27 protein-coding genes and 1 pseudogene are annotated in these 24,394 nt (G+C 40.7%); 20 read left to right on the top strand and 8 right to left on the bottom strand.

The window, feature by feature from the left end:
- The first annotated feature begins 6 nt into the window (after nucleotides 1–6).
- The 15 genes and pseudogenes from ABH09_RS02600 to ABH09_RS02530 all read left to right on the top strand — a co-directional run bounded on the left by ABH09_RS02600 (nucleotide 7) and on the right by ABH09_RS02530 (nucleotide 10,468).
- The gene (locus ABH09_RS02600) at nucleotides 7–1,254 is read left to right on the top strand and encodes an NAD(P)/FAD-dependent oxidoreductase (protein WP_253715090.1); all 1,248 of its coding nucleotides are present in this window, start codon (nucleotides 7–9) and stop codon (nucleotides 1,252–1,254) included.
- A 120-nt stretch (nucleotides 1,255–1,374) separates the two neighbouring features.
- Nucleotides 1,375–1,956 (top strand): SAP domain-containing protein, encoded by a 582-nt coding sequence (locus ABH09_RS02595; protein ID WP_253715089.1) that lies wholly within the window; start codon nucleotides 1,375–1,377, stop codon nucleotides 1,954–1,956.
- A 20-nt stretch (nucleotides 1,957–1,976) separates the two neighbouring features.
- Nucleotides 1,977–2,338: pseudogene (locus ABH09_RS02590) on the top strand (tyrosine-type recombinase/integrase); the annotation flags it as partial.
- Nucleotides 2,339–2,598: 260 nt separating this feature from the next.
- Nucleotides 2,599–3,474, top strand: a complete 876-nt coding sequence (locus ABH09_RS02585) for a hypothetical protein (protein ID WP_253715088.1) — start codon at nucleotides 2,599–2,601, stop codon at nucleotides 3,472–3,474.
- Between the two features lie 109 nt (nucleotides 3,475–3,583).
- Nucleotides 3,584–4,693 (top strand): DUF4145 domain-containing protein, encoded by a 1,110-nt coding sequence (locus tag ABH09_RS02580; protein WP_253715087.1) that lies wholly within the window; start codon nucleotides 3,584–3,586, stop codon nucleotides 4,691–4,693.
- Nucleotides 4,694–4,899: 206 nt separating this feature from the next.
- Nucleotides 4,900–5,310 (top strand): hypothetical protein, encoded by a 411-nt coding sequence (locus tag ABH09_RS02575; RefSeq protein WP_253715086.1) that lies wholly within the window; start codon nucleotides 4,900–4,902, stop codon nucleotides 5,308–5,310.
- A gap of 140 nt (nucleotides 5,311–5,450) precedes the next feature.
- Nucleotides 5,451–5,756: a helix-turn-helix domain-containing protein gene (locus ABH09_RS02570; RefSeq protein WP_253715085.1), complete on the top strand. Its 306-nt coding sequence runs from the start codon at nucleotides 5,451–5,453 to the stop codon at nucleotides 5,754–5,756.
- A gap of 325 nt (nucleotides 5,757–6,081) precedes the next feature.
- Nucleotides 6,082–6,315, top strand: coding sequence for an AbrB/MazE/SpoVT family DNA-binding domain-containing protein (locus tag ABH09_RS02565; RefSeq protein WP_253715084.1), 234 nt, complete (start codon nucleotides 6,082–6,084; stop codon nucleotides 6,313–6,315).
- On the top strand, nucleotides 6,309–6,647 hold the full coding sequence (locus ABH09_RS02560; protein WP_253715083.1) for a type II toxin-antitoxin system PemK/MazF family toxin: 339 nt from the start codon (nucleotides 6,309–6,311) through the stop codon (nucleotides 6,645–6,647). Before ABH09_RS02565 ends, ABH09_RS02560 begins: the two co-directional genes overlap by 7 nt.
- 265 nt (nucleotides 6,648–6,912) lie before the next feature.
- Nucleotides 6,913–7,170 carry a type II toxin-antitoxin system HicA family toxin gene (locus ABH09_RS02555; protein WP_253715082.1) on the top strand — a complete coding sequence of 86 codons (258 nt, stop codon included), beginning with the start codon at nucleotides 6,913–6,915 and terminating at the stop codon, nucleotides 7,168–7,170.
- A 1-nt stretch (nucleotide 7,171) separates the two neighbouring features.
- Nucleotides 7,172–7,561, top strand: coding sequence for a toxin-antitoxin system HicB family antitoxin (locus ABH09_RS02550; protein ID WP_253715081.1), 390 nt, complete (start codon nucleotides 7,172–7,174; stop codon nucleotides 7,559–7,561).
- A 145-nt stretch (nucleotides 7,562–7,706) separates the two neighbouring features.
- Nucleotides 7,707–8,315: a hypothetical protein gene (locus ABH09_RS02545; protein ID WP_253715080.1), complete on the top strand. Its 609-nt coding sequence runs from the start codon at nucleotides 7,707–7,709 to the stop codon at nucleotides 8,313–8,315.
- A 473-nt stretch (nucleotides 8,316–8,788) separates the two neighbouring features.
- On the top strand, nucleotides 8,789–9,034 hold the full coding sequence (locus ABH09_RS02540) for a type II toxin-antitoxin system prevent-host-death family antitoxin (RefSeq protein WP_253715079.1): 246 nt from the start codon (nucleotides 8,789–8,791) through the stop codon (nucleotides 9,032–9,034).
- Nucleotides 9,034–9,354, top strand: a complete 321-nt coding sequence (locus ABH09_RS02535) for a type II toxin-antitoxin system RelE/ParE family toxin (protein ID WP_253715078.1) — start codon at nucleotides 9,034–9,036, stop codon at nucleotides 9,352–9,354. The genes ABH09_RS02540 and ABH09_RS02535 overlap by 1 nt, the downstream gene beginning before the upstream one ends.
- A 100-nt stretch (nucleotides 9,355–9,454) precedes the next feature.
- On the top strand, nucleotides 9,455–10,468 hold the full coding sequence (locus tag ABH09_RS02530; protein WP_253715077.1) for an SH3 domain-containing protein: 1,014 nt from the start codon (nucleotides 9,455–9,457) through the stop codon (nucleotides 10,466–10,468).
- Nucleotides 10,469–10,649: 181 nt separating this feature from the next.
- On the opposite strand, the gene ABH09_RS02525 is transcribed toward ABH09_RS02530, so the two are convergent.
- Nucleotides 10,650–10,868 (bottom strand): winged helix-turn-helix transcriptional regulator, encoded by a 219-nt coding sequence (locus tag ABH09_RS02525; protein WP_253715076.1) that lies wholly within the window; start codon nucleotides 10,866–10,868, stop codon nucleotides 10,650–10,652.
- A 26-nt stretch (nucleotides 10,869–10,894) separates the two neighbouring features.
- Between ABH09_RS02525 and ABH09_RS02520 the strand changes: the two genes are divergently transcribed.
- The 3 genes from ABH09_RS02520 (at nucleotide 10,895) to ABH09_RS02510 (ending at nucleotide 12,345) form a co-directional block, all read left to right on the top strand.
- A complete protein-coding gene (locus tag ABH09_RS02520; protein WP_253715075.1) occupies nucleotides 10,895–11,098 on the top strand; it encodes a nuclear transport factor 2-like protein in 204 nt (67 codons plus the stop codon).
- 310 nt (nucleotides 11,099–11,408) lie between these two features.
- Nucleotides 11,409–11,723, top strand: a complete 315-nt coding sequence (locus ABH09_RS02515; RefSeq protein WP_162662462.1) for a PadR family transcriptional regulator — start codon at nucleotides 11,409–11,411, stop codon at nucleotides 11,721–11,723.
- Between the two features lies 1 nt (nucleotide 11,724).
- The gene (locus ABH09_RS02510; RefSeq protein WP_253715074.1) at nucleotides 11,725–12,345 is read left to right on the top strand and encodes a DUF2812 domain-containing protein; all 621 of its coding nucleotides are present in this window, start codon (nucleotides 11,725–11,727) and stop codon (nucleotides 12,343–12,345) included.
- A gap of 73 nt (nucleotides 12,346–12,418) precedes the next feature.
- Here ABH09_RS02510 and ABH09_RS02505 read toward each other — a convergent pair whose 3' ends face one another.
- The 3 genes from ABH09_RS02505 to ABH09_RS02495 all read right to left on the bottom strand — a co-directional run bounded on the left by ABH09_RS02505 (nucleotide 12,419) and on the right by ABH09_RS02495 (nucleotide 15,412).
- Nucleotides 12,419–13,321, bottom strand: coding sequence for a DNA repair protein RecO (locus ABH09_RS02505; RefSeq protein ID WP_253715073.1), 903 nt, complete (start codon nucleotides 13,319–13,321; stop codon nucleotides 12,419–12,421).
- 123 nt (nucleotides 13,322–13,444) lie between these two features.
- On the bottom strand, nucleotides 13,445–14,866 hold the full coding sequence (gene asnS / locus ABH09_RS02500; RefSeq protein ID WP_253715072.1) for an asparagine--tRNA ligase: 1,422 nt from the start codon (nucleotides 14,864–14,866) through the stop codon (nucleotides 13,445–13,447).
- Between the two features lie 15 nt (nucleotides 14,867–14,881).
- Complete coding sequence (locus ABH09_RS02495) at nucleotides 14,882–15,412, bottom strand: adenine phosphoribosyltransferase (protein ID WP_253715071.1); 531 nt, start codon at nucleotides 15,410–15,412, stop codon at nucleotides 14,882–14,884.
- Between the two features lie 166 nt (nucleotides 15,413–15,578).
- Here ABH09_RS02495 and murD point away from each other — a divergent pair, with 166 nt between their 5' ends.
- The gene (gene murD / locus ABH09_RS02490) at nucleotides 15,579–17,030 is read left to right on the top strand and encodes a UDP-N-acetylmuramoyl-L-alanine--D-glutamate ligase (protein WP_253715070.1); all 1,452 of its coding nucleotides are present in this window, start codon (nucleotides 15,579–15,581) and stop codon (nucleotides 17,028–17,030) included.
- A 277-nt stretch (nucleotides 17,031–17,307) separates the two neighbouring features.
- On the opposite strand, the gene ABH09_RS02485 is transcribed toward murD, so the two are convergent.
- From ABH09_RS02485 to arcA, 4 genes are all read right to left on the bottom strand, one after another.
- Nucleotides 17,308–18,729, bottom strand: coding sequence for a YfcC family protein (locus tag ABH09_RS02485; RefSeq protein WP_162662451.1), 1,422 nt, complete (start codon nucleotides 18,727–18,729; stop codon nucleotides 17,308–17,310).
- Nucleotides 18,730–18,908: 179 nt separating this feature from the next.
- On the bottom strand, nucleotides 18,909–19,853 hold the full coding sequence (gene arcC / locus ABH09_RS02480) for a carbamate kinase (protein WP_162662450.1): 945 nt from the start codon (nucleotides 19,851–19,853) through the stop codon (nucleotides 18,909–18,911).
- 19 nt (nucleotides 19,854–19,872) lie between these two features.
- Entirely contained in the window at nucleotides 19,873–20,865 is a 993-nt protein-coding gene (gene argF, locus ABH09_RS02475; protein ID WP_253715069.1) for an ornithine carbamoyltransferase, read from the bottom strand.
- A gap of 139 nt (nucleotides 20,866–21,004) precedes the next feature.
- A complete protein-coding gene (arcA, locus tag ABH09_RS02470; RefSeq protein ID WP_253715068.1) occupies nucleotides 21,005–22,231 on the bottom strand; it encodes an arginine deiminase in 1,227 nt (408 codons plus the stop codon).
- Nucleotides 22,232–22,562: 331 nt separating this feature from the next.
- On the opposite strand from arcA, the gene argS reads away from it, so the two are divergent.
- Nucleotides 22,563–24,326 (top strand): arginine--tRNA ligase, encoded by a 1,764-nt coding sequence (gene argS, locus ABH09_RS02465; RefSeq protein ID WP_253715067.1) that lies wholly within the window; start codon nucleotides 22,563–22,565, stop codon nucleotides 24,324–24,326.
- Nucleotides 24,327–24,394: the final 68 nt, after the last annotated feature.

Genomic DNA, 24,394 nt, shown 5'->3' with positions numbered 1-24,394 from the left:
AAGAGCATGATGAAATATGATGTTGTAGTGATCGGGGGCGGCCCCGCAGGTTTAGCAGCAGCCCTCGCCGCGCGGGAAACCGGCGTAAAAAAAATTCTGATTATCGAACGCGACCGCGAATTGGGCGGCATCCTCAATCAATGTATCCACGCCGGCTTCGGCTTGCATGAATTTAAAGAAGAACTGACCGGGCCGGAATATGCGCAGCGCTTTATTATGCAAACTGCACAAACGGATATTCAGGTAATGCTGAATACAATGGTACTCGATATTTCGCCGGAGCGGCTTATCACTGCGGCAGGGACGGACGGGCTTAAAACCATACAGGCCGGAGCCGTTGTGCTTGCGATGGGTTGCCGCGAACGTACGGCGGGCGCGATTGCCGTAAAAGGGTACCGTCCGGCGGGTGTATATACTGCGGGCATGGCGCAGCGGATGATGAACATGGAAGGCTGCCGCATGGGGCACGAGGTTGTCATTTACGGCTCCGGCGACATCGGCCTGATTATGGCGCGGCGCATGACACTTGAGGGTGCAAAGGTAAAAGCTGTCGTAGAGATTATGCCGTTTTCGAGCGGGCTCAACCGGAATATCGCTCAATGTTTGGAGGACTACGGTATACCGCTTTTGTTAAGCCATAATATCAGCTTTATCCACGGAAAGAATCGGTTGGAAGGGGTTACCGTTTCGCAAATCGATTCGCACTTTAACGAAATTGAAGGCACACAAATCTATTATCCATGCGACACGCTGCTTCTTTCGGTAGGTCTGATCCCCGAAAACGAACTTTCGGTAAAAGCCGGTGTCACACTCGACCCGATTACCAACGGGCCAATGGTTGACAGCGCGATGCAAACGGAGATACCGGGAATATTCGCCTGCGGTAATGTGCTGCATGTACACGACATCGTCGATTTTGTAACACGGGAAAGCAGAATCGCCGGAAAACACGCAGGGCTGTACGCGCTCGGCGCTCTACCCGATTCGGCTTCCGTTCCCTGTACGCCCGGCAAAGGTATCCGCTATGTGATGCCGCGCAAGGTATTGACGCACATGCCCGACGGAGTGAATCTCTTTATGCGGGTGGATGCCATCTACCAAAACGCCACCGTATCGGTAAAATCGGGAAACACAGTGCTTGCAACAAAACGGATTGCCCGCATGATTCCCTCCGAAATGATCAACATACCGTTGAGCGCCGAAAAGATACGTCCTTTGACGGAACCAATCACCGCAGAAGTTACGGTGCAGTAATGGGGTGCTAGCCGCGGACGGCAGCGCGCACAGAAATCAAGATATCAGTACTGATGATAGTATCATAACCGCTAATGCATACAGTCATACAATAATTACGGCACATAAGCAAAAAGCTCTATGACAATACAAGAATTTGAGAATAAATATTGGTACATGAGTGAACTCAAAGCACTTGCAAAGTCGCTTAAAATACCTTTTGATTTAAAAATACGAAAGGGTCAGCTTGAAGAGATGATTATTCAGTTTTTGGAAACCGGAACGGTGAATAAAAAAAATAGTTATCGGAGTAAAAGCCGGAATAGAGATATATTGAATAGTCATACTTATGTTGAAAATTTTAGCAACAAAAAAGAAACATGGGAATTCATACATAGTGAAATGGATAAACGAGTTCGAGGATTAAAACCGAAATCAGGTGCAAAATATTGGCTTAATCGCTGGATTGAAAATAAACTTTCTGATGGTGAAAAAATAACTTATAGCGATGTCATTTGTGAATACATTCGGTTAAACGGAATTGAAGGAAAGCTTCCGCAAATTCCATCCTGTAAATTTAATAATTTTATCAGTGATTATCTGGCAAATGAAAAAAATGCAACAAGAGAAGAGGCATTGGAAGCATGGAATAAACTAAAAAGTATGAAGGTCAAAAAAGATTATATAACGTGGAAAAAATCAACAACCATGACGCAGAGATAAATATATAGAGCAAATGTAATCTTCCTTCTGCTCGTGCGAAAAAAGATATCCCAATGCCGGTAAAACTTAGGCAGGGCAATGGGTATTTCCTCAAGCACGTCGATGGCAAAATAAAGAAACCGGTGAGCAGGGACGGCATCATATTGATCCTTCGGTTATTCAGCGCACTTTGCACGAAGCTGTTTTACGGTCGGGTATTCCGAAGCCAATCGGCTGCCACACGTTCCGCCACTCATTTGCAACGCATCTACTGGAATCCGGTTACGATATCCGCACCATCCAAGAACTTCTCGGTCACAGCGATGTTTCAACCACTATGGTTTACACCCACGTCCTCAACCGCGGCGGTTTCGGCGTTCAAAGCCCTGTCGACCGAATGTGATTTGTCTTTATATCATTTAGTGAAGATAGGCCTAATCTGGCTGTTAGTGATGTGTTCAGGCGAGTATTATGGTAGAAAGATTTAATTTCTTATCTTGTAACAGTTTAGATTGCAAACGAGTAGTTTTTATGATATTATGAGGAAAGGTCGAAAAGGTATTAGATTGACTATTCCAGGCGAGCACAGAATCAATCGAAACAGACATTCGACTGAGAAATAAAACTCGCAATGTAAAAAGACATTGCAAAAGGAAGGTTGGCATGAAACAGAGAAAAGTAGTTTCAATAATTGACGCATTAGTTTTAATAATTAGTGCAGTACTTGTGATAACAGGATGTCAAAACCCCGCTGGTTCAGGCAATTCACGCAATCCGAATACTATAGTAATAAAATTTGACAAAGCAAAGATAAAGTGTTTTGATGGCAGTAATAATGCAGAGATACCAAGTGATATGATGGTTGCTGAAGGTGGTGTGGTGTGGTTTACTGCAATAAATATTCCCACTGGGAAGATCGTTGATAAATGGATTATTGGTAAGAAAATAGAAAATGCCACATCTTCCGGTATATGGTATAAAATTTCAAAAAATGATGCAGAAGGAAATACCATCAATGTAAGTTATACTCTGAAAATACCAGCAAAGTTAAAAATAGTTTTTGATAATACAAAAGTTATATGTAAAAAGGATGATAGCGAGATAGAAAAAAACTCTGAAGTTCTTGAACAGGACGGGTTGGAGTTCACTCCTAAAAATATTACCCCTAATAAAGTTGCTGTATGGAAAATAAAAAATAGTGAGCAATTATATGAATTTAATTATTTGTGGTATAATGTTAAAGTTTCCGATGCAAATAATTTAAATGAAATTAACTTAGATTATTCTGAGAGGGATAAAAAAGAAATAACGATTCAATTTAATGCAAGTAAAGTGAAATGTACTAATCAAGCAACCAATATAAGTGTAACATCTGGTAGTAAAATTTTAGAAGGAGTAGAACTGAAAGTTGAAACAGTTGATGGTAGTGCAGTTGAATGGGAAATTGGCTCATCTGCCTATTTCGGATTAAAAAAAGAGATGCTGTACACTGTATATGAAGGGGATGCAGAAGACGACACCATAATGGTTGGATTCTAATATTTAAAAATAAAAATCTAACACCCGCTTCAACCTGATATTGCCTTTGCGGCAATGCAGGTTAAACGAATGTTAGATGGATGTACAACTGGTGCACAAGGTGTAAAAAATGAAATATAATGATTTCGAAAATCTTGCTAAAAAAATTAAAACTGAAACTAATGCAGGGGGAAAATATAAAGCAAAGTATAAAAAATTAACTGAGACTTCAAAAGAATTTAATATAGGAAATAATCAAAACACAAATATTTCTTTTATTCTATTCTTTATTACTTTTGATAAAAAAACAAATACTGCAAAACTGGCAATTAAATTTGAAAATAAGCGAATTGAGATTGTTTATAAGAATTCAATTTACTATTTAAAATATATGGATGATATTCATGAAATCGAATCAAAAATTTTAAATAAAATATATGCTGAAGAATTTAAAATCTTTTCAAATAAAAAAAAGGATTTGTTTTTTCCTGATAGATTAATCATCGGTTATTCTGATATAAAAAAGAAGTATCCTATTCAAACAGTTTTTTTATGTCCAGAATGTAAGAAAGGAATTCTTTGTGTAAATGATGATAAATCTATTATAAGTGAAGAATATAAGAATTTCAATGAAAAAATAAGAACCGATTATTATGGAGAATATGATACGGACTGGTTCAGAAATTCGTTTATAGGATTTTTATGTTGTAATAATTGTTTTGAAAAAATTGCATTTCTTGGCGAATCTTCCTATTCAGAGTACTGTATCCAACAGATAGATGATTATTGTGAACGATATGTTGAAGAGGTGTATGAAATAAAGTATTTTCAGAGAGTAAAAGATTTTATTAATATAGATTATTTGCAAAATGAAGATTTGCAGAAAGTTCTCCGAGAAAGTTTTTTATTATACTTCTCTGATAAAAATGCATGTGCAAATAAAATACGAGTATCTTTAGATATGTTTTTAACAGAATTAGGAGTTTCAGAAACATCTTTAGATGGTAAATTTAGAAATTTAGCTGAAAGAATTGATGATTGTAAAAAAATTAATAGTTCACAAAAAAAGATTTTGAAGATATTAAAAAATGTTGGTAACGAAGGTTCCCATGGAGGTGGAATTATAAGTAAGTATGATTTGTATAAAACATATAAGGTTATTGAAAATCTAATATTGGATAAATATAAAAAAAAGGAAGAGATAGAAAATATAGCTTCTTTAAAAATAAAGTTTAGTTAATGAATCACATAACACAGTTTTCAAAGCCGACAACGCAGATAAGCTGCGTTGCGGTTTAAAACAATGTTAGGTTGACCTGCCTAAAGACAGGCAGGCGCGGAACCGACCTATGATATTTATTTCGATCTAAAAATAAATTTATAAAATCATAGGAGGATTTTATAAAACGCTTTTCTAAATTTACAGTATTACTAACTACTGTATTATTGACACTTGCTTTTGTCAGTTGTAAACAGGCAGCAACAAATGAGGGTAAAACTCTAACTAAACTTGAAGCACCGACAAATTTAGTTATTAATTCGATAACAGAAGGTTTGAATACCAAAGTTAATTGTACATTTACCTACAATGGAAAAGTCGGCCTTGATGGGGCGTCTTCTGTAATTTTAGGTTACTCAACTACAAATGATTCTTCTAAAGCTGTGTATGAAACCGTTGCGGGAGTAGCCCCTTCAACAGCTACGGTAGAAGCAGGAGTGAATACAAGAACTGTTGAATATAATAATTTTACTCCTCAGCATGGAACAAAATATTATTTTTGGATAAAAGTAATGAATACGGCTCATAGCATTTCAGATAGTGCTTGGAGCAATGTTGCTGAGTTTATCTATCCATAATAATTAAATAATCTGGCGGGTCAAGCCCGCCTTTTTCTTCTTGACAAATATTCACTTTAGTTCATATAATAAATTATGTGGAATGTAGATTCATCAGATGAATATGATGCTTGGTTTCTAACATTGGACAAAATTAGAAAATGAAAGACGCAATCAAGATGATGGAAAGTAATATGTCTCCAGAGGCTGTTCGTCGCACTCACATAAAAGCCGAGCAGGGTCTTATGACAATTCGTCTTGCACAGCTTCGCGAAGAACAGAATGTAAAACAGTCAGAAATGACTAATTTTACCCAGTCATCTGTTTCTAAAATTGAAAAAAGGAAAGATATAAAAATTTCAACTTTAATAGACTATCTCGACAGTCTCGGAATGGGACTCGAAATTATTACTTATCCAAAACTTGCTGTTTCTAAAAACCAGGAAAAAGTTCTTTTGAAAGTATAAGAAGACCTAACACTCGCTTCAACCTGACATTGCCTTTACGGCAATGCAGCTTAAGCGGCAGTTGAACGAACGCTACGCACCCCGTTAGGTTGGACTGCCCTTCGGGCAGCTTGAGGTAAAAATGAAGAAATATATTCCCAGTTAATAAGTCTATTTATCTTATGTAGTTGCCAAAGTACAGGATTTCTAATGGCTAAAGCAAAGGTTACAGTGATAAATGGAGCATATCCCTTTGATTTAGGCAGTGGAGCAAGCCCGGTTTTTGAAAAAATCCTTAACAAAAAGACTATACAATGTATATATTAAAAAATAATGGAGGTTTATTATGCAGGTTGTAGTTCAGAAATGGGGTAATAGTCTCGGATTTAGAATACCTTCCCTTTGGGCAAAAGATAATAATGTAAAGAATGGAAGCAAAATAGAAGTAATCGCAGAAAAAGGAAAAATAATAATTCTTCCTCAGAAAAAAACTCTTGATGATATGCTGGCAATGGTTACTTCTGAAAATGTTCATTCGGAAATCTCGACAGGTTATCCAGTAGGTAACGAAGAATGGTGAATTCAAATTATGTTCCCGATAGAGGTGATTTAGTTTGCCTTGATTTTAATCCGCAAGTAAGACATGAGCAGAAAGGTCGTCGTCCTGCAATTTGCATTTTTCAAAAAAGATACAATCAAAAAGTCGGACTTGCTTTATTTTGTCCTATTACAAGCCATATAAAAGGTTATCCTTTTGAAATTGTATTGGATAATCATTCGATAAATGGCTGTATTCTTAGTGACCAAGTAAAGAACCTTGATTATAAAAAAAGAAGTTGTGATTTTATAGAAAAAATAACAGAAGAAGAGATAAATGCTGTTGTAGATAATATAAAGTTGTTGATTGAGTAATCAATGAGCGGAATAGACCTTTGACAGATGGAGGAGTTTTTGATTCATATAAAGTAATGGAAATGTTAAAAGATAAAAAAAATAGATGTATTTATTTCTAGGCTATATAAAAGAAGTTTTGATTCAGTAAAAATATTTTTCCAGCAAACTAAATTTGCTTAAAAAAATGGAATTAAATTTTACGCTTTGGAGAATATATTGTATTTTAATCATTCTAAAAACATATCTTCTTGACACCATATATAACACCACTTATAATGAGATTATGGCTCAATGGGAAAAACTTCTGGCTAAAATACTATCTCTTGATAAAGATATGCGTTTTACAGAACTCAAGAAAGTGCTACAAAGTTACGGCTATAGAATGACACAGCCAAAAAGAGGAAGCAGTCATTATACTTTTCGAAAAGATGGTTGTAATCCGATTACCATCCCAAAACATGAACCGATAAAAATTATTTATGTAAGAATGGTAAAAGAGGTTGTAGAATCTGAAGAGGAGCACAAGGGAAAGGAGGATTGATATGAAAACAATTGATGAATATATGAAAATGCCATATAAACTGGAAATTGTTCCGGATTCAGAAGAATCAGGTTTTGTAGCCTCATATCCAGACCTTCCGGGTTGTATAACTTGTGGTTCAACAATTTCTGATGCAGTTAATAATGCAGAAGATGCAAAAAAAGAGTGGCTTTTGGCTGCCATTGAAGAAAATATTGAAATTGCAGAGCCAAAAAGTGCCGATTCTTATTCCGGTCAATTCAAACTACGTATTCCAAAATCTTTGCACAAGACTCTTGCCGAAGATTCTAAAAAGGAAGGAGTAAGTATGAACCAATATTGCGTATATCTTCTTGCAAAGAATTCAGAAAAAGAACATATATTATCGCAAGAACAAACTGTATTCGTATAACACCGTTTTCAAAGCCGATACGCGGTCGAGCCGCGTGCGGTTTAAAACAATGTTATACGTACAGCCCTCTGTGCTGGAAACATGAGAAAAGGTACGCAACTTTCCTCGCTTATTTAAATAAGAAAAATGAAAAAGAGATAAAGATATGATTTACACTTTTCTATATGGTATAGATGTTATTTTTAGAATTAATAAACTCTTTTTATTTCATACTACTGCCTATTTTTTAACATATGTTATTTCTATTGTTGGCTGGATTTTTTTAAGGAAAAATAAGTCTTTGTTAAAAAGTTGTTTAGGGTTTATCTTCTTACCGGTTTTTCCATTATTTAATACATTATATTCTTTTGGATCAGATATGAGTTATTTTCATATAGAAAATTTTTTGAAATTTGGTGGTCTTTATTTTTTAATTTTTGTTGTAAGTTTAGTTTTCATTTTATTAAAAACAAAAGATAACAATCTAAATAAAAGTGGAAAACAAATTTTTTTCATTGTGTTATCTGGATTAATGATTTTTACTCACAGTTGCATAGAGCTTATCACAAATTTTGAAAACTATTTAAATCCTGTAGTCTTTTATTTTTCAATAATACTTATAGTTTTTTATTACCTAAAAGTCTTAATCGTCAGGTTTTATAATGGTGATGTCGTAAAGTCAAAAAAATTGAACATAATTTCCAATATTTTATTTTGGGTTTATATACTCATATATGATTTTGCCTTTTTTGGAATGGCTGCAGCCAGTGTATAAAAAAGTTTTTAGCTGTTGATTAATCTTATTGCATTTGGTTTAAATAAAATAAGAATTAAATAGAAATAAATCTGTTTAATGAAACAAGTAATTAACTATAGTAAGATGGAACGTATAACAAAGGTTCGTAATCGAAAGCGGGTCGAGCTCTCTGCGGTATAACCAGTTGTTAGATGGATGCCTTACAGCACGATAAATTATAGATAAGTCCTTCGGACGGTCATGGAGATGTACTTATTCCCCATTAGTAAAAAATAAGAGAGTCAGGGATTCTGGATTATAACTAACTAAATTATTGTGTGGTAATAACTTGCTATAAAATATTATAAAAATGTAAGTCGTATAAGTTATTATATAATATAGCTTTATAATTTTAAAACGAAATCCTTGATATGAATGTTTAATCCACTTGACATTTTGTAAGTATTTTAAGATAATTATTTCGTAAAATATTACGAATATTAGAGGTATGTATGATTGTTATAAAACCTGTTTCAGATTTGCGTAATTATAATGAAGTTTTGCAAGATGTTGCTGATGAATCGCCGGTTTTTCTTACTAGAAATGGCAGGGGATGTTATGCGGTGATTTCTATAAGAGATTACGAAAAATTGACGGCTACGAAAACTCTTTTTTCTGAATTGCAGAAAGGCGAAGAATCTGCTTTGCAAAATGGATGGTTGGACACAACACAAGTCAGAAAAATGGCAGGGCTTTGATGTTTGAGATAAAGATTGCTCCGCAAGCGGCAGCAGACTTACTTGAAATTAAAAATTATATCGAGAATGAACTTCAAAATCCTATAGCAGCACATAATACTATTTCAAAAATTATAGAAACTTATGAAAATTTAACGTTCTCTCCAAATGGAGGGATTTCTGTGGAAAAATATGTTTCATTTCCTACCGATTATAAGTTTGTGCTTGCAAATAATTATTCAATATTTTATAGAATTGAAGACGAAGTTATAAGAATTATAAGGGTTTTGTATTCAAGAAGAGATTTTGTTCGTATTTTATTTGGAGAGAATAGCAAATAGCGTCTAACATCCGCTTCAACCCGACATTTCCTTTGCAGCAAATGCAGGTCAAGCGAATGTTATGTGTACATTCCACGGCGTAATGTTGGAGAAAAAAAATATGAAAAATTTTTGTTTAACTTTATTAGTATCGATTTTAATAATTACATCGGTTTTTGCGGACAAAAATAATTTTTATGAAAATGGCAAAGTAATTGATACAATGTATGTTAATTCCAAAGAAGGATTAAAAGTGAGAGGCTATCCGTCTTTAAAATCAAATCGTCTTTGCGGATTGCCGCACAGATTACCTGTAAAAATTATTGCTGTTGGGAAAGAAGAAACAATCGACGAAATTACAGCCCCATGGATTAAAATTTTAATTCCGCCTTATGAATGGAAAGACGATAAAGCTGAATACGGTTGGGTGTTCGGCGGTTACTTATCGCATTTTCAACCTGAATTTATTAAACCGAAAACGGCAAATCAATTAAAAGAATATTTAAAATGCGGAAACTGGTCTCTTCCGGATAAGAACACATATTCCGGTGAAGGTTATAGAGAAGATAATCACTTTAATTTTTATACAAAGTATACCTACACCTATTCAAGATCAAGAGATCCGGATTTAAAGGACAAAGAAGTTGTTGATTCCGATAAAGCTTGGTTTTTCCAAAACTATGACGATGACGACAACCAAAGCACATGGAAAGTGTTGAATCATCATCAGGTAGAAATTCATTGGTATATTCCGAAATCAATTGATGGAATAGAAATTTTGGAAATTGAGCCTATTGATGAGGCTCAATGTTATATTAACGGTAAACGATATTTAAACAAGCCTTTTGTACATAGACATCATTGGCATTATTCAGATGTAGTTAAAATGCCTTTAATATATAAAATCGCATATTCGGATGATAATTTACCGGTAAACATAATTAAAGGAGTCAGTACATCTTTTTTTAGCTATTGGAAAGAAACACAAAGTCTTTTTGAATTAAGATATCGTCTAATTTCGAAACTGATTGCGTATGGGATTTCTGCAAAAAACACACAATACGAACAGGAATATCATGATTATTGGAATCCGATTATGGAAGAACATCGAAAAAAGCTGATTCAATGTAATTGAAAAACTACATAACACAATTTTCAAAACTGACAACATGGGTAAATCGTATTCCAATTTAAAATTATATCAAGGTGACAACCAACACCACTTATGAACAATTGTCAAAAGACCTATCTACGGGAATTTGAAAATGATACCATAAATAGGTTTCAATATAAAAAGTAATACATCGATAAAAATGCTACCTACTTTTTCCTTTTTGCATTTTATTTAATTCGGCGATATAATTCAAACCAAAAATCTCAATCTCGTCTAATACTTTTTGAAACTGAGTTCCTAATTTACTCAAAGAGTATTCAACATGAGGCGGGACTTCGGCAAAGACTTTGCGGTCGATTAGTTTATCTTTTTCAAGCTGACGGAGCTGTCTTGTTAAAACAGTTCGAGTTGTCGTAGGCATTAATCTTTCGAGTTCATTAAACCTTTTTGTGCCCGTACTCAGATGATATTACCAATTGGGCTGCGAGCAACGAGTGTGTTGTTGCTGCAAGTGTTGTTTCCGTAGCGGAGAAAGGTGCTGATAAGCTCAATGATCCGGGTATTGATCTATTCAAAATAGAAAATGGCAAGATACAAGAAGTATGGACTTTTGCCGAACAACAATCGGCAGAAGACACATTTTGGGGTTAAGTGTGTACGCTTTGATTCATATAGAATTTTTCTGTGTTATAGATCATTCATCATAGAAAAATAAATAAAAGACATCTAACACCCGCTTCAACCTGCCATTACCTTTGCGGCAATGCAGGTTAAGCTAACGTTAGGTTGATAATTTGCGCCACTTAGCGGTGATCCAGAAAATTCTTCTGTGATGTTATTGTCTCAATGTAAGATTTGTGACTTATCAACTAAAAGTTAAGTAAAATATTCATTAATATTGACAAATACTACGGATAGTGATATATTACGCATAGTGATATAAAGAAAGGAAGCAATAAGTGTGAGAGATAATATATCTAGTGGGGCTTTAACTGAAACGACATTATTGGTTTTATTAGCCTTATATAAGGAACTGCATGGCTATGGAGTTAAATTATTTATTGAAGAAAAAACCGATGGAAGAGTTGTTTTGGGAATGGGGACTCTCTATGGAGCCATAAAGAATCTGGCAGACAAAGGATGGATTGTTGAATCTTCAAGAGTCGATGGAAAAGTCAATTATATTATAACCGAAGCAGGAAAAGAACAGGTTAAAAAAGAGGCGAATCGATTGCATGAACTTCAATTATTGATAAAAAATATACGAGGTAGATAATATGCAGAAAATTAAATTTTTTTTAGATCCGATAAGTGATTTGGAAACATGGCTAAATGAAACGGCTAAAAAAGGTTATCGATTAAAGGCGATCAATAATTTCGTATATAATTTTGAAAAAACCGATAAAAATTATTCTTATTCTACACAATTTATAGGCGCAAACTCATCAAGCGAAAATGATAGCTATATACAAATGCTAAAAGAGAATGGAACAAGGGTGTATAGAGCTCCATTAAACCAATGTAGCATAGTGTTTGGAAAAGTTAGATTTAGACCGTATGCACATGGTGATGGGAAAATAGCTAATTCTTTTCAAGGCTTTAATAAAGAAATACTCGTAGTTGAAAATAACGAAAAAGAACCGCAAAAATTGTTGACCGATAATTCCGATTTGGCAGAACAATATAAAAATATAAAGAATGCTTATTTGCAAGGATTTATCATTGTTTTTGCATTGTTTGTATTTTCTGCGTATAAAGTATACAAAAGCAACTTTGAAGTCTCTAAAATTATTTTGAGTGGGATTATCGGGTTAGTTACATTGATAGTTGCAAGCATATTATACAAAGCACAAAAAAACTATAAAAAATATAAAAAGGAGTCTGAGTTAACAGATTGATATGAGGGCATCTTTCAAACACTCAAGGTATCATCTGTAGAGATGCCCATTACCCCCTCTGCAACTTTAGAAATTACACATACCCCATCTGAAAGGTTTTGAGCGGTGCCCCTGCCATCTTTTCGGTTAAGAAGAAGAGGAACCGCTTGAGCTCCCCATAAGCGGCGGGGCTGAGCGGCAAGTGCCGTGAATAGCCGGGAGCTTTTTCCGTTACGGCATACAAATACCTGAAAGCCTCTGCAGAAAGCGGAAACGTATGGGCATCGAACCGGCGGCAGGAACTGCAAAAGCACTCATCCTCTGCGGGGCTATATACGGCGCAGCACGTTTCCGCCGGGCAGGACGCAGCGTTTGCCGCAATTTCAGCGTCGGCTGCAATTTCGGCACCGCGGCTCCCCCACCCCGCAGCATTGGTTATCCCCCTGCCGCCGCTCCCCGCACCGATGCTTACAATCTCCGCACTGCCGGTTACAACTCCGGCGCTACGTGCAATCTCTGCACCGCATGTGCCGCAGTGGAATATATCGGGGGCAACGCCTGCCGTCTGTAGCAGCCGCCATAAAAAGCGCAGGAGCCCCCGCTCGCATCCTTCATCGTCGGAAACGCACAGCCCATCCAAAAAAGCGTTTACCAGCTGCCAGTTCACCGTGCCGCAGGTCTTTATCGTGATTTCGCTACACACGGCAGCGCACCAGCTGCGGGCTAAACTTTCGCGCAGCTCCATCCGGTAGGCGCTCACTGAAAAATCGGTAATTTTGTTTGAATTTTTTATCGGGTTTGAATAGAGCCAGACTTGCCCGCTCTGGTAGGTAGAAACCATCCCCCGCAGTTTACTCCGTGCACCGCCGAATAGGGTTGCCGGTACAATCGTACACCCGTGCTCCTGCGGCACAAGGAGCGACACGTTCCGATGGTCACTGCTAAAAGAAGAAACCGACAGCACAAGTGCCTCGGTATTCCAAGAACGGTTACTCATACTGCCGGTTTTATGGTCGGAGCGTGTAAGTACGGTACATACAAACGCATCATGTACCGGTACACTGCATACCGGTACATCCCGTATAAATACGCTGCGTTGCGGTACAACACGTTGCCGGGGTTAAAATTCCGCAGATTTCGGAGTCCGCGGGTACGGAATAACATCGCGGATATTCGCCATACCGGTAACATAGAGAAGCAACCGGTCAAATCCGAGTCCGAATCCCGAATGCGGTACGGTGCCGTAACGGCGCAAATCCAAATACCACCAGTAGTTTTTGACATCAAGACCGAGATCGGTCATACGGGTTTCCAGCGCAGTAAGGTTATCCTCCCGTTCGGAACCGCCGATAATCTCTCCCAGTCCCGGCACCAGTACATCCATCGCCCGTACCGTTTTGCCGTCATCATTTTGCTTCATATAGAAGGCTTTTATTTCCTTGGGATAATCCGTTACGATAACGGGGCCTTTAAAAACCTGCTCGGTCAAATATTTTTCATGCTCGCTTTGAAGATCGCAACCCCAGAACGGTTTAAACTCAAACTCGGAAGCGTGCTTTTCAAGTTCTTTCACCGCATCGGTGTAAGTGATGCGGGTAAACTTGGACTCCACCACGTGTTCCAGCGTTTCGATAAGACCCGGTTTAATCTGTGCATTAAAGAATTCAAGGTCGGCTCTGCAATGAGTTAACGCCCATTTAAGGAGGTAGACAACAAATTTCTCCGCTAAATCCATGTTGTCCTCAAGCCGGAAAAACGACATCTCCGGTTCTATCATCCAAAATTCGGAGAGGTGCCGCGTCGTGTTTGAGTTTTCCGCGCGGAAGGTCGGTCCAAAGGTATAGACCCGTGAAAGCGCCGTTGCATACGTTTCTATCTCAAGCTGACCGGAAACCGTCAGATAGGCTTCCCGTTCAAAGAAGTCTTGTTTGTAATCGACTGCGAAGGTGGCAGGATCAACTTTATCTTTTAAAGCCTTGCGGACAATCTCCTGCATATTGAGCGTGGTTACCTGAAACATTTCGCCGGCGCCTTCGCAATCCGAAGCGGTAATCAGCGGCGTATGCACGTACTGGAACCCATGTTCTTGAAAGAAGTTATGCACGGCAAAAGCCATTTGATTCCGCACACGGGCAACCGCTCCGAACGTATTGGTACGAGCGCGTAAGTGAGCTATGTCGCGTAAAAACTCAAACGTATGCCGTTTTTTTTGCAGCGGATAGGTTTCTCCGGAAGCCTCGCCGTACACAAAAATCGTTTTTGCAGCGACCTCTACGGCCTGTCCCGATGCGGGAGATTCGATCAATGCTCCGACCGCTTTAATCGAGGCACCGGTCGTAATCCTGCTTAATTCTTTTTCGGTTTGCGCATCGATTCCCTTATCGCGGTCAAAGGTAAGCTGAATTGAAGCAAAGCATGAACCGTCGTTTACCTGAATAAAAATGAGGTTTTTTGTTTCGCGTTTGGTACGCACCCATCCGTAGACGGCAACCTCCTGCCCGTCCGGTTTTTGTGTCAGTATATCTTTAATTAATGTAATCATTTTAAAAATTCATCCCTATTCGCTGTCGTATTCAATCAGTGTTTTAATCGGTAAATCACCGAGAAGTTTGTCATAGTGCAAAAACGGCAATCCGATAACGCCGCAAAAGCCAACCACCTCGGCACCGCCCTGATTCAGCATTTTCCGCGCAGCGTTCAGCGTGCCGCCGGTTGCAATCAAGTCGTCGAGCAGCAATATCCGCTGGCCTTTTTGTATATCGGAGGTGTGAACTTCGATCGTTGCCTGCCCGTATTCGAGGTCATAAGAACAGGAATAGGTTTCACCCGGCAGCTTTCCTTTTTTTCTAATGAGAATCAGCGGAATACCGAGCCTATCGGCAAAAGGAGCCGCAAAAATAAAACCGCGCGATTCAATAGCCGCAACCGCATCGATTTTTTCATCCTTATAAAAGCCCGTAAGCTTATCCAAGCAATAGTGAAACGCTTCAGGATTTATCAGAAGCCCCGTAATATCATAAAACAAAATTCCCTTCTTAGGAAAATCAGGAATCTTACGGACGGCACCATCTATCAATGTATCTTTCATATTAACATTTTAACTTTACGGGGTATAATAGTCAAGGTAATGCAAAAACGGACATTCTGGCGTATTAATGCGGGATTTAATACTTTGGAACATCTCTAAAAAAACAACCGAGTTTTTAAAGATCTCCATTCTTTCCTAAAGGCTTTTTTTTTGATACTATCGTTGAATGATGATACGGAATTTAAACGATATTGCAGGGCTTTCGGTAACGATTATGGGACTGGGTTTAAACGGCGGAGGGCTTGCGTCCGCGCGTTTTTTTGCGGAACACGGTGCAAAAGAGGTTATCGTAACCGATATGAAAACCGAGGAGGAGCTTGCACCCTCCGTCGCAGAGCTGCGACACTATCCTAATGTACGCTTTGCGCTCGGCGGTCATAATATCGAAGATTTCCGTACGGCGGATATGGTGATTAAAAACCCCGGCGTAAAATCCGAGGGGAACCAGTATCTTGCCGCAGCGCACTGCATCGAAACGGATATCTCGATTTTTTTGCAGCTGAGTTCTGCGCCGGTACTTGCCGTAACCGGTAGCAAGGGCAAATCGTCAACCGTCAGCGCGCTATACTACGGACTGCAGCAATGCGGCATACCGGCATTTCTCGGCGGCAACATCACGGTAAGTCCACTCACCTTCTTAACCGAAACAAATTCCGATACACCGGTTGTGTTGGAGCTTTCCAGTTGGCAGCTTGGCGACCTTGCACACTGCCCTCAGCTGAAACCGAAAATAGCGATTATCACTCACATTATGCCCGATCATCAAAACTGGTACGGTTCGATGGAACGCTATGTCGCCGACAAAAAAATTATCTACCGCAATCAGGATAAGACCGATTACACCGTATGCAATTACGACGACGGATGGGGAAAGACCTTTGCACAGGAAACTGCCGGACAGGTCTTTTGGTACAGCGCACACCCGCTGCCGACGTATCTTGTCGGCGCATGGATAGCTCCCGACGGCTCCGCATGTATGCGGTTGACACCGGGCGATGATCGGTTATTACTGCCGCCCCGAATTGCGGTGCCCGGCGCAGCGCTCAAGCAAAACGTTATGGCAGCCTCGCTCGCTCTTGCTTTATACGGCGTAAATCCGGAAAAAATTCCAGCCGTTATGCAAAACTACGGCGGTATCCCTCACCGGCTCGAATTTTTTTACGAAACAGACCAATTCAAATTCTATAATGATTCCGCAGCAACAATTCCCGAAGCGGCGGCAGCAGCGGTCAATGCCTTTGAAAAACCGATTATCCTCATCACCGGCGGTACCGACAAAAAACTCGATTTTACCGCGCTTGCACCGGAGCTTAAAAAAGCAAAAGCCTTGTTTTTACTCGCCGGTACGGGCACCGATAAATTAATCCCGCTGCTGCAAGCACAACACACTCTGTACTTCGGTCCCTTTCAAGACCTATCGACACTACTTGAGGCCGTCCACCGAGAATGCGAACATACACCGCAAAGCAACAATACGGTGCCGCAAAGCAGCCATACTACAACACAAGAGATCGTCGTGTTTTCCCCCGGCGCTACGAGTTTCGGCATGTTTAAAAATGAGTTTGACCGCGGACTCCGCTTTAAGGAAGCCGTACGACAATATTGGTCAAACATCTGATGCGTTTCCCTCTAAAAGTAAAAAAACAGCCTATTAACCCGTTTGAGTTAATAGGCTGTTTTCATTTATTCGTGCGGATGGTTTAATACCCCGACGCTTGCGTCGTAACAAAGGGTATTAAAGCCGACTGCAACCACCTTATAGAACATACAATGCGAAACGTTGAGCATTGTACCCCGACGCTTGCGTCGGGGTATGTTGATTAAATATGTAGCACGTAAAAACCGAAATTTTTAGGCGCCAACGGCCTTAAGGCTTTTATGCCCGGAGATTATCTTTACAGAATCATCATTCCTACAGTCAGAACAACGAGGTTAACGATAAACAGCATAGCAAGTAGTTTTCCGACAAATTTGAGCCATGTGCTGTATTCGATACGTGCGCTCGCAAGACCGCCCATAACGACACCGCTCGTGGGGGTAAACAGGTTCAGGATACCGGATGCTGCGGAGAAAATCATAACCATAACAGCGGGGTTATAGCCTAAGTTCTGAGCAAGCGGCCCCATAATCGGCATTGATACGGTTGCCAAACCTGAGGTCGACGGGATAACAAAGGACAACAGTGCATACAAGATGTATGAAAGCGGTGCAAATGCAAATGCAGGCAAGCCTTCCAACGCTTTGGAAGCATGTTCGAGAACGTATTTATCCAAACCGGTTTCGCCCATCAGTACGGAAGCACCACGAGCAACAGCGATAACGAGAACAACACCCATGATATCCTTGGCACCTTCCATGAATGCGGAAACAATTTCGTTTTCGGTGAATCTGTTGATAAACGCGATAATCAAACCGATGATAAAGAACCACATACCGAGTTCGCCGAACCACCATTCACCGATTGCAGCACCTGTTAAGAATGAAGACCAGCCCTGGAATATGGTAACATTGAATTTATCCCACGGAATAACGGAAATAATCATTACGAAGAAACCGAATGCGAAGACACCCATCGTAAACTTCATTTTTCCGGTATAGGCAACTTCAACGTCCGTATCTTTCTTGGAGAATTCCGTATTCATGATTTCTTGTTCCTGCAAGGAAAGAATGGTAGAACCTTTATCTCGCTTTACTTTCTTTGCATAAGACATTACAAACGCACATGCTATAATGAGAGAAGAAAGCCAAAGAACAATACCCAACGCGATAACTACACCGTTGTTTACACTGCTCTGAATGCCGAGTTCTTCGAAGCTCTTGTTAACGCTGTCGATAGCGATACCGGTTGCAAAGGGGTTTACCGTTGAACCGAGAACGCCTACACCGGCGCCGAGCAATACGGTTGCAGCACCTACCATCGAGTCAAAACCGGCAGCGACCATCGTTGCCGCCAACAGTCCATAGAAAGCAACGGTCTCTTCGGACATACCGTAAGTCGTTCCACCGATTGAGAACAGTGTCATCAGGATCGGAATAAGAATAAGCTCATTACCCTTTAACTTCTTGACAAGATGAGTAATACCTGCGTTAAGAGCGCCGGTTTTTGTTACAATGCCCAAGAAGCCGCCGAGTACCAATACGAAGAAACAGACGTCAAGCGCATTGGAAAATCCATTGTAGGACGCCATAACGATTGTTCCGAGCGTTGCGTTTTGTACATCGGGAATAATCCAAGTGATTACAGCCAGTACAAGTAAAATAATGTACAGGATCGAGAATGCCGAGAGGGACGCCCTCTTTTTTTTATCTTTTCCCATTTTTTTTCCTCCAATTTATTTAAAAACCGGTTTGCCTTCATCATCTATACGATATATATATGATGCAAGCTCCGGTTAAAAGACAACGTCTTTCTAACCGGAGTACCGGCAATAGGCCGACACGCCGCAGTAAACAGCAATGTACTTATTTGTGCGGCGTCGACTGTCAGCGCGATAGATTAGTTTGCAGTAATAACCGTGCTGTTTCCGCCTTTCAGCGCATTGCCTGCATTTGCCAGCGAGGTAATAACCGCTTGTCCTTCTTTGTGATTACGGACAAACTGTAAGCATGCTTCCACCTTGGGAAGCATACTGCCCTTCGCAAAATGCCCTTCGGCAATATATTTTTCCGCTTCGGCAATGTTCAGTTTGCTTAAAGCCTGCTGATTGGGTTTATTGAAATTAATACAAACCTGCTCAACTGCCGTTAAGATGACAAGCTTATCGGCTTTAACATCTGCTGCGAGTTTTGCGCAGGACTTATCCTTGTCGATAACCGCATCGACGCCGTGCAAACCGTCCGCCTTTTGCAGAACCGGAATACCGCCGCCTCCGACGGTGATAACGATGTGCCCTTTAGCAACCAATTCCTCGATAACGGGGCGTTCGATAATTGCGACCGGCTGCGGTGACGGAACAACGCGGCGGTAGCCTCTACCGGCATCTTCAACAAAGGTCTGGTCAGGTTTTTCAGCCTTAATTTTATCAGCTTGTTCTTTTGTATAGAACATACCGATAGGCTTGCTCGGGTTTGTGAACGCAGGATCATTTTCGGACACCAAAACCTGTGTGATAAGGCATACGACTTCACGCTTAACATTTCGTCGTTTCAGCTCATCGCCGATCGCCTGCTGCAGATGATAGCCGATGTATCCTTGGCTCATAGCACCGCATTCGGCAAACGGCATTGCAGGAGTCCCTGCGCCCCCGTTCGCTGCATAATCCATTGCCAAATTAATCATACCGACCTGAGGCCCGTTACCATGTCCGATAACGATTTCATAGCCGTTTTCTGCCAATGCGACAATCGATTTTGCCGTTTCTTTTACTAACGCAAGCTGCTCCTGCGGATTGTTTCCAAGCGCATTTCCGCCGAGCGCTACGACAATTCTTTCTTTTTTCATATTCGTATTGCCGCTCGCTTTACTTTAAGGTCGCATACATAACCGCTTTAATAGTATGCATACGGTTTTCAGCCTGATCGAATACCTTTGACTGTACCGATTCAAAGACTTCGTTGGTTACTTCCATTTCGGGAATACCGAATTTCTCGTTTACTTCGCGTCCGACTTTCGTATTCAGATCGTGGAACGAAGGCAAGCAGTGCAGGAAGATAGCGTTGTGGTTGGCAAGAGCCATCATCTTCTTGTTCACCTGATATTTGCTCAACAGCTTAATGCGGGATTCCCATACGCTGTCGGGTTCGCCCATCGATACCCAAATGTCGGTGTACAATACGTCTGCGTTTTTACAGCCTTTTTCTACATCATCGGTAAGCGTGATGGTTGCGCCGGTTTCTTTTGCAATCGCTTCGGCGGTCTTGACCAAATCGGCGGAGGGGAACAAGTCCTTGGGGCCGCATGCGGTAAAGTGCATACCCATCTTTGCGCATACAACCATCAGCGAATTGGCAACATTGTTGCGTGCATCGCCGACAAAGGTCAGCTTGATGCCTTTTAAATGACCGAAATGCTCTTCAACGGTTAGTACGTCTGCGAGCATCTGCGTAGGATGGAATTCATTGGTTAAGCCGTTCCAAACCGGTACACCGGCATATTTTGCCAGTTTTTCAACGATTTCTTGGCTGAAACCGCGGTATTCGATACCGTCGTACATACGACCTAAAACCCGTGCGGTATCTTCGATGCTTTCTTTATGCCCCATTTGAGAGCTTGCAGGATCAAGGAAGGTTGAACCCATACCTAAATCCATTGCGGCAACTTCAAAAGAACAGCGTGTGCGTGTTGAGGTTTTTTCAAACAGTAATACGATGTTTTTTCCTTTTAAGTGATCGTGCGGGGTATGTGTCATCTTCAATTTTTTTAATTCTTTTGAAAGATCCAACAAATACCTGATTTCTGCTGAGCTGAAATCCAACAACTTTAAGAAGCTGCGTCCTAAAAGATTCACACCCATAAAAACTCCTTGCTATTGTTATAGCGCTTAAAATTCATACCCGCTTATATGCGGGCAATAATAAAATTTGCCGATGCCGCTTTCTTTATTATTCAACTTAATACAAAAACAGCATCGGCAGTATAAAGCAATGTACGATTTAGTTATCGCGTACGAGCGGCATACTCATACAGCGGGGACCGCCGCGTCCACGTGAAAGTTCCGCGCTCGGCATTGTCAGAACCTTTAGTCCGTGCTTCGCGAGGATTTCGTTGGTAACATCGTTTCTTTCGTAGACAACGATTGTTCCGGGGCTGATACACAGCGTGTTCGAACCGTCGTTCCACTGCTCGCGTGCTGCAGCAATCCTGTCGCCGCCTGCACACTGAATAAGCTCTGCATGGCCGGTACCGGTGTACTGAGCGAGCGTTTTTTCGAGTGTCGTATCATTTTCAACAATCTTCAACTCGCCTTTTGCAGCGCCTTTGGTGATAGTGAATACGCGGAGCGGGCCGAGAATACCGGGATGGATGGTAAATTTGTCGTGATCGATCTGCGTAAATACCGTATCCAAGTGCATGAATGCGCGACTTACGGGAATGTCAAACGCGAGGATCGTTTCGATCTTCAAATCGCTGTTAAAGAAAATCTTTTTTGCGATAAGGTCGATCGCGTTTGCTGTGGTGCGCTGCGAAATACCGATGGCTAAAACTTTTTCGTTTATATTGAGGATATCACCGCCTTCGATGTGGGGCGGATCATAGCGATCATAGAACTTGGGAACCTTTCCTGCATAATCGGGATGATGATCGAAAATATATTCGGCATAAATTGTTTCGCGGTTACGAGTAACGGAGAACATCCTATTCAAGCTTACGCCGTTTCCGATCGTAGCAAAAGGATCGCGGGTAAAATACAGGTTAGGCATGGGGTTGACAATCATTGACGAATCGGAATCGCCGACAAAGTCAACTAATGAGGCATTACCTTTGATATTAAGTTCCTTAATATCGATGCCTTCCATCGTTTTTAAAATCAGCTGTTTATTATCTTTGATGTTGTTCAGCAGTTCGCGAAGACTTTCCTTGTACTTTTCGGAATAAACATCGCTTTCGTTGATAAACTGGTCAATAAACTTTGTTCTAATTTCGGGTTTTTTAATTGCTTCTGCGGCAAGGTCTTCGAGGTACAGAACTTCAGCTCCGTTATCTCTCAAAATCTTGGCAAAGGCGTCGTGTTCTGCCTGAGCGACTTTAAGGAACGGAATGTCGTCAAACAGCAGTTCGCCTAAGGTGTCGGGAGTTAAATGAAGTAGTTCGGCACCAGGCCTATGAAGCAATACTTTACGCAGTTTTTTAATTTCACTGGTAACACTCAATACGGACATATAAGCCTCCTATAACTTATAGTGCGGGATGCGGCAACTGCACCGCTTGAAGGCTGTTTTGCGCAAAAAACGCTGCCAGCCTCCTTATCCCTGTAAGATAAGGACAATTATAACACAGTTTTTTTAAAATGCAAGCAAAATAATTCATAATTTTTTTCGACAAGATGGCCTGATGCGTTTACCCTGATCGACCTCTTGCACTAAGGTACGGAATTTCCTATACTGGTAAGACCTCTTAAAATCAATAGTTCCGGAGGTTTTTCCTAAATCAGAAACACAAAGGAATCACTAAAAACAGAAGTTTTTAGCAATTCCTATAAGTGAGGTAATTATGAACGATATACGGTTATTATGGAAAGAAAGTATCGCCCGTGCACTTACATCGCTGCTGCCGGAAGGAGCCGAGTCTGTTACTGCGGAACGAATTGCGATGGAAACACCTCCCGATCCGAACCTTGGTGATTTAGGCTTTCCGCTTTTCAGTTTTGCAAAGGCACTGCGCTCCGCTCCCGCTAAAATCGCAACGGAGTTGTTGCCCAAGCTGCAAGCCGATCCTGCCCTCAAGGGAAAAGGAGAAGTGAAAGCGGTTGGACCATATATCAATGTCTTTTTACCCAAGGGAGAAACGGCCGCCCAAATTCTCAACACGATTATCAATCAAAATGAAAATTATGGAAAAACGAAAACCCTGCATGGTAAAAAAATCATGGTCGAGTTTTCCAGCCCCAATACCAACAAACCGCTGCACCTCGGCCATCTGCGTAATGACGCCATCGGTGAAAGTCTTTCTCGTATCCTCCAGTTCAGCGGAGCGGATTTATACAAAACCAATATTATCAACGACCGCGGTGTGCACATCTGTAAATCGATGCTGGCATACCAGCTCTTCGGCAACGGTATTGATCCGGTAAAAGAAGGCATCAAACCCGATAAGTTTGTCGGTGATATGTATGTTCAGTTCCACAAGTACAGCAAAGATCATCCCGAAGCCGAAGAGCAAGCACAGGAAATGCTGCGGAAATGGGAAGCAGGAGACCCTGAAACGATAAAACTGTGGAAAAAGATGAACGGCTGGGCACTGCAGGGTATTCAGCAAACATACGACCGCACAGGTGTTTCATTTGATAAGCTTTTCTTTGAAAGCGATGTATTCCGCAAAGGGCGCTCCGAAATTATGGAAGGCTTAAAAAGAGGTATCTTCTATAAAGACGAAGACGGCTCCATTTGGGTCGACCTTAAATCGATCGGATTTGAAAAGAAGCTGTTGTTGCGCGGAGACGGAACGTCTGTTTACATCACACAAGATATTGGACTCGCAATAACACGCCATAACGAGTGGCCGTTTGACAAGCTTATCTACGTAGTCGGTAACGAGCAAATTTATCACTTTAAAGTACTCTTCTATATAATGAAGCTTCTTGGCTATGACTGGTATACCGGTTTATATCACCTTGCGTATGGCATGGTAAACTTACCGGAAGGTAAAATGAAGAGCCGCGAGGGCACTGTTGTCGATGCGGACGATCTTATTACCGAGCTCAAGAATAGCGCGCTAAAAGAGATTTCATCCAAGGGACGTGAGGAGGCGGTAGGTAACCCTGAAGAAGTTGCAGAAAAAGTTGCACTCGGTGCATTGCACTACTTCCTGCTCCAAGTAGACACAATAAAGGATATGCTCTTTAATGCGTCCGAGTCTCTTTCGTTCAACGGCAACACCGGCCCCTACATCCAATACATGGGTGCACGTATCGCTTCTATTTTGCGCAAAGCTGATACGGAAGAAGGCAAAAAAGCAAAGGCGGGCATTTGCAAGCCTGAACTGCTTAGCTCCGATATAGAGTGGGAATTACTGAAAAAACTGGAGGAATTTCCCGCTCAAGTAGACAAAGCAGCCGACCAGTATGCACCGATGCTGATAACAAGCTATCTTTACGACCTTTGTAAGCTGTTCAGCCGTTTCTATCATGATTGCCCCATCCTCGGTGCAGAAAATGCAGATGTCGCTGCAACCCGGCTTGCCCTCGCAAAAGCAGTATATATCGTACTGAAAAATGCAACATGGCTCGTGCTCGTTCCCTTCCTTGAAGTTATGTAAACGGCAGGAGTCTTAACACTGTCAAAACCTCTAAAAACATTTGGTAATGTAAACCGTTGTTTTTAGAG

The organism is Treponema sp. OMZ 803, from assembly GCF_024181165.1.
Classification (GTDB): domain Bacteria; phylum Spirochaetota; class Spirochaetia; order Treponematales; family Treponemataceae; genus Treponema.
The sequence above is the reverse complement of the archived record's forward strand: the minus strand, read 5'-3'. Positions and strand labels throughout refer to the sequence as shown.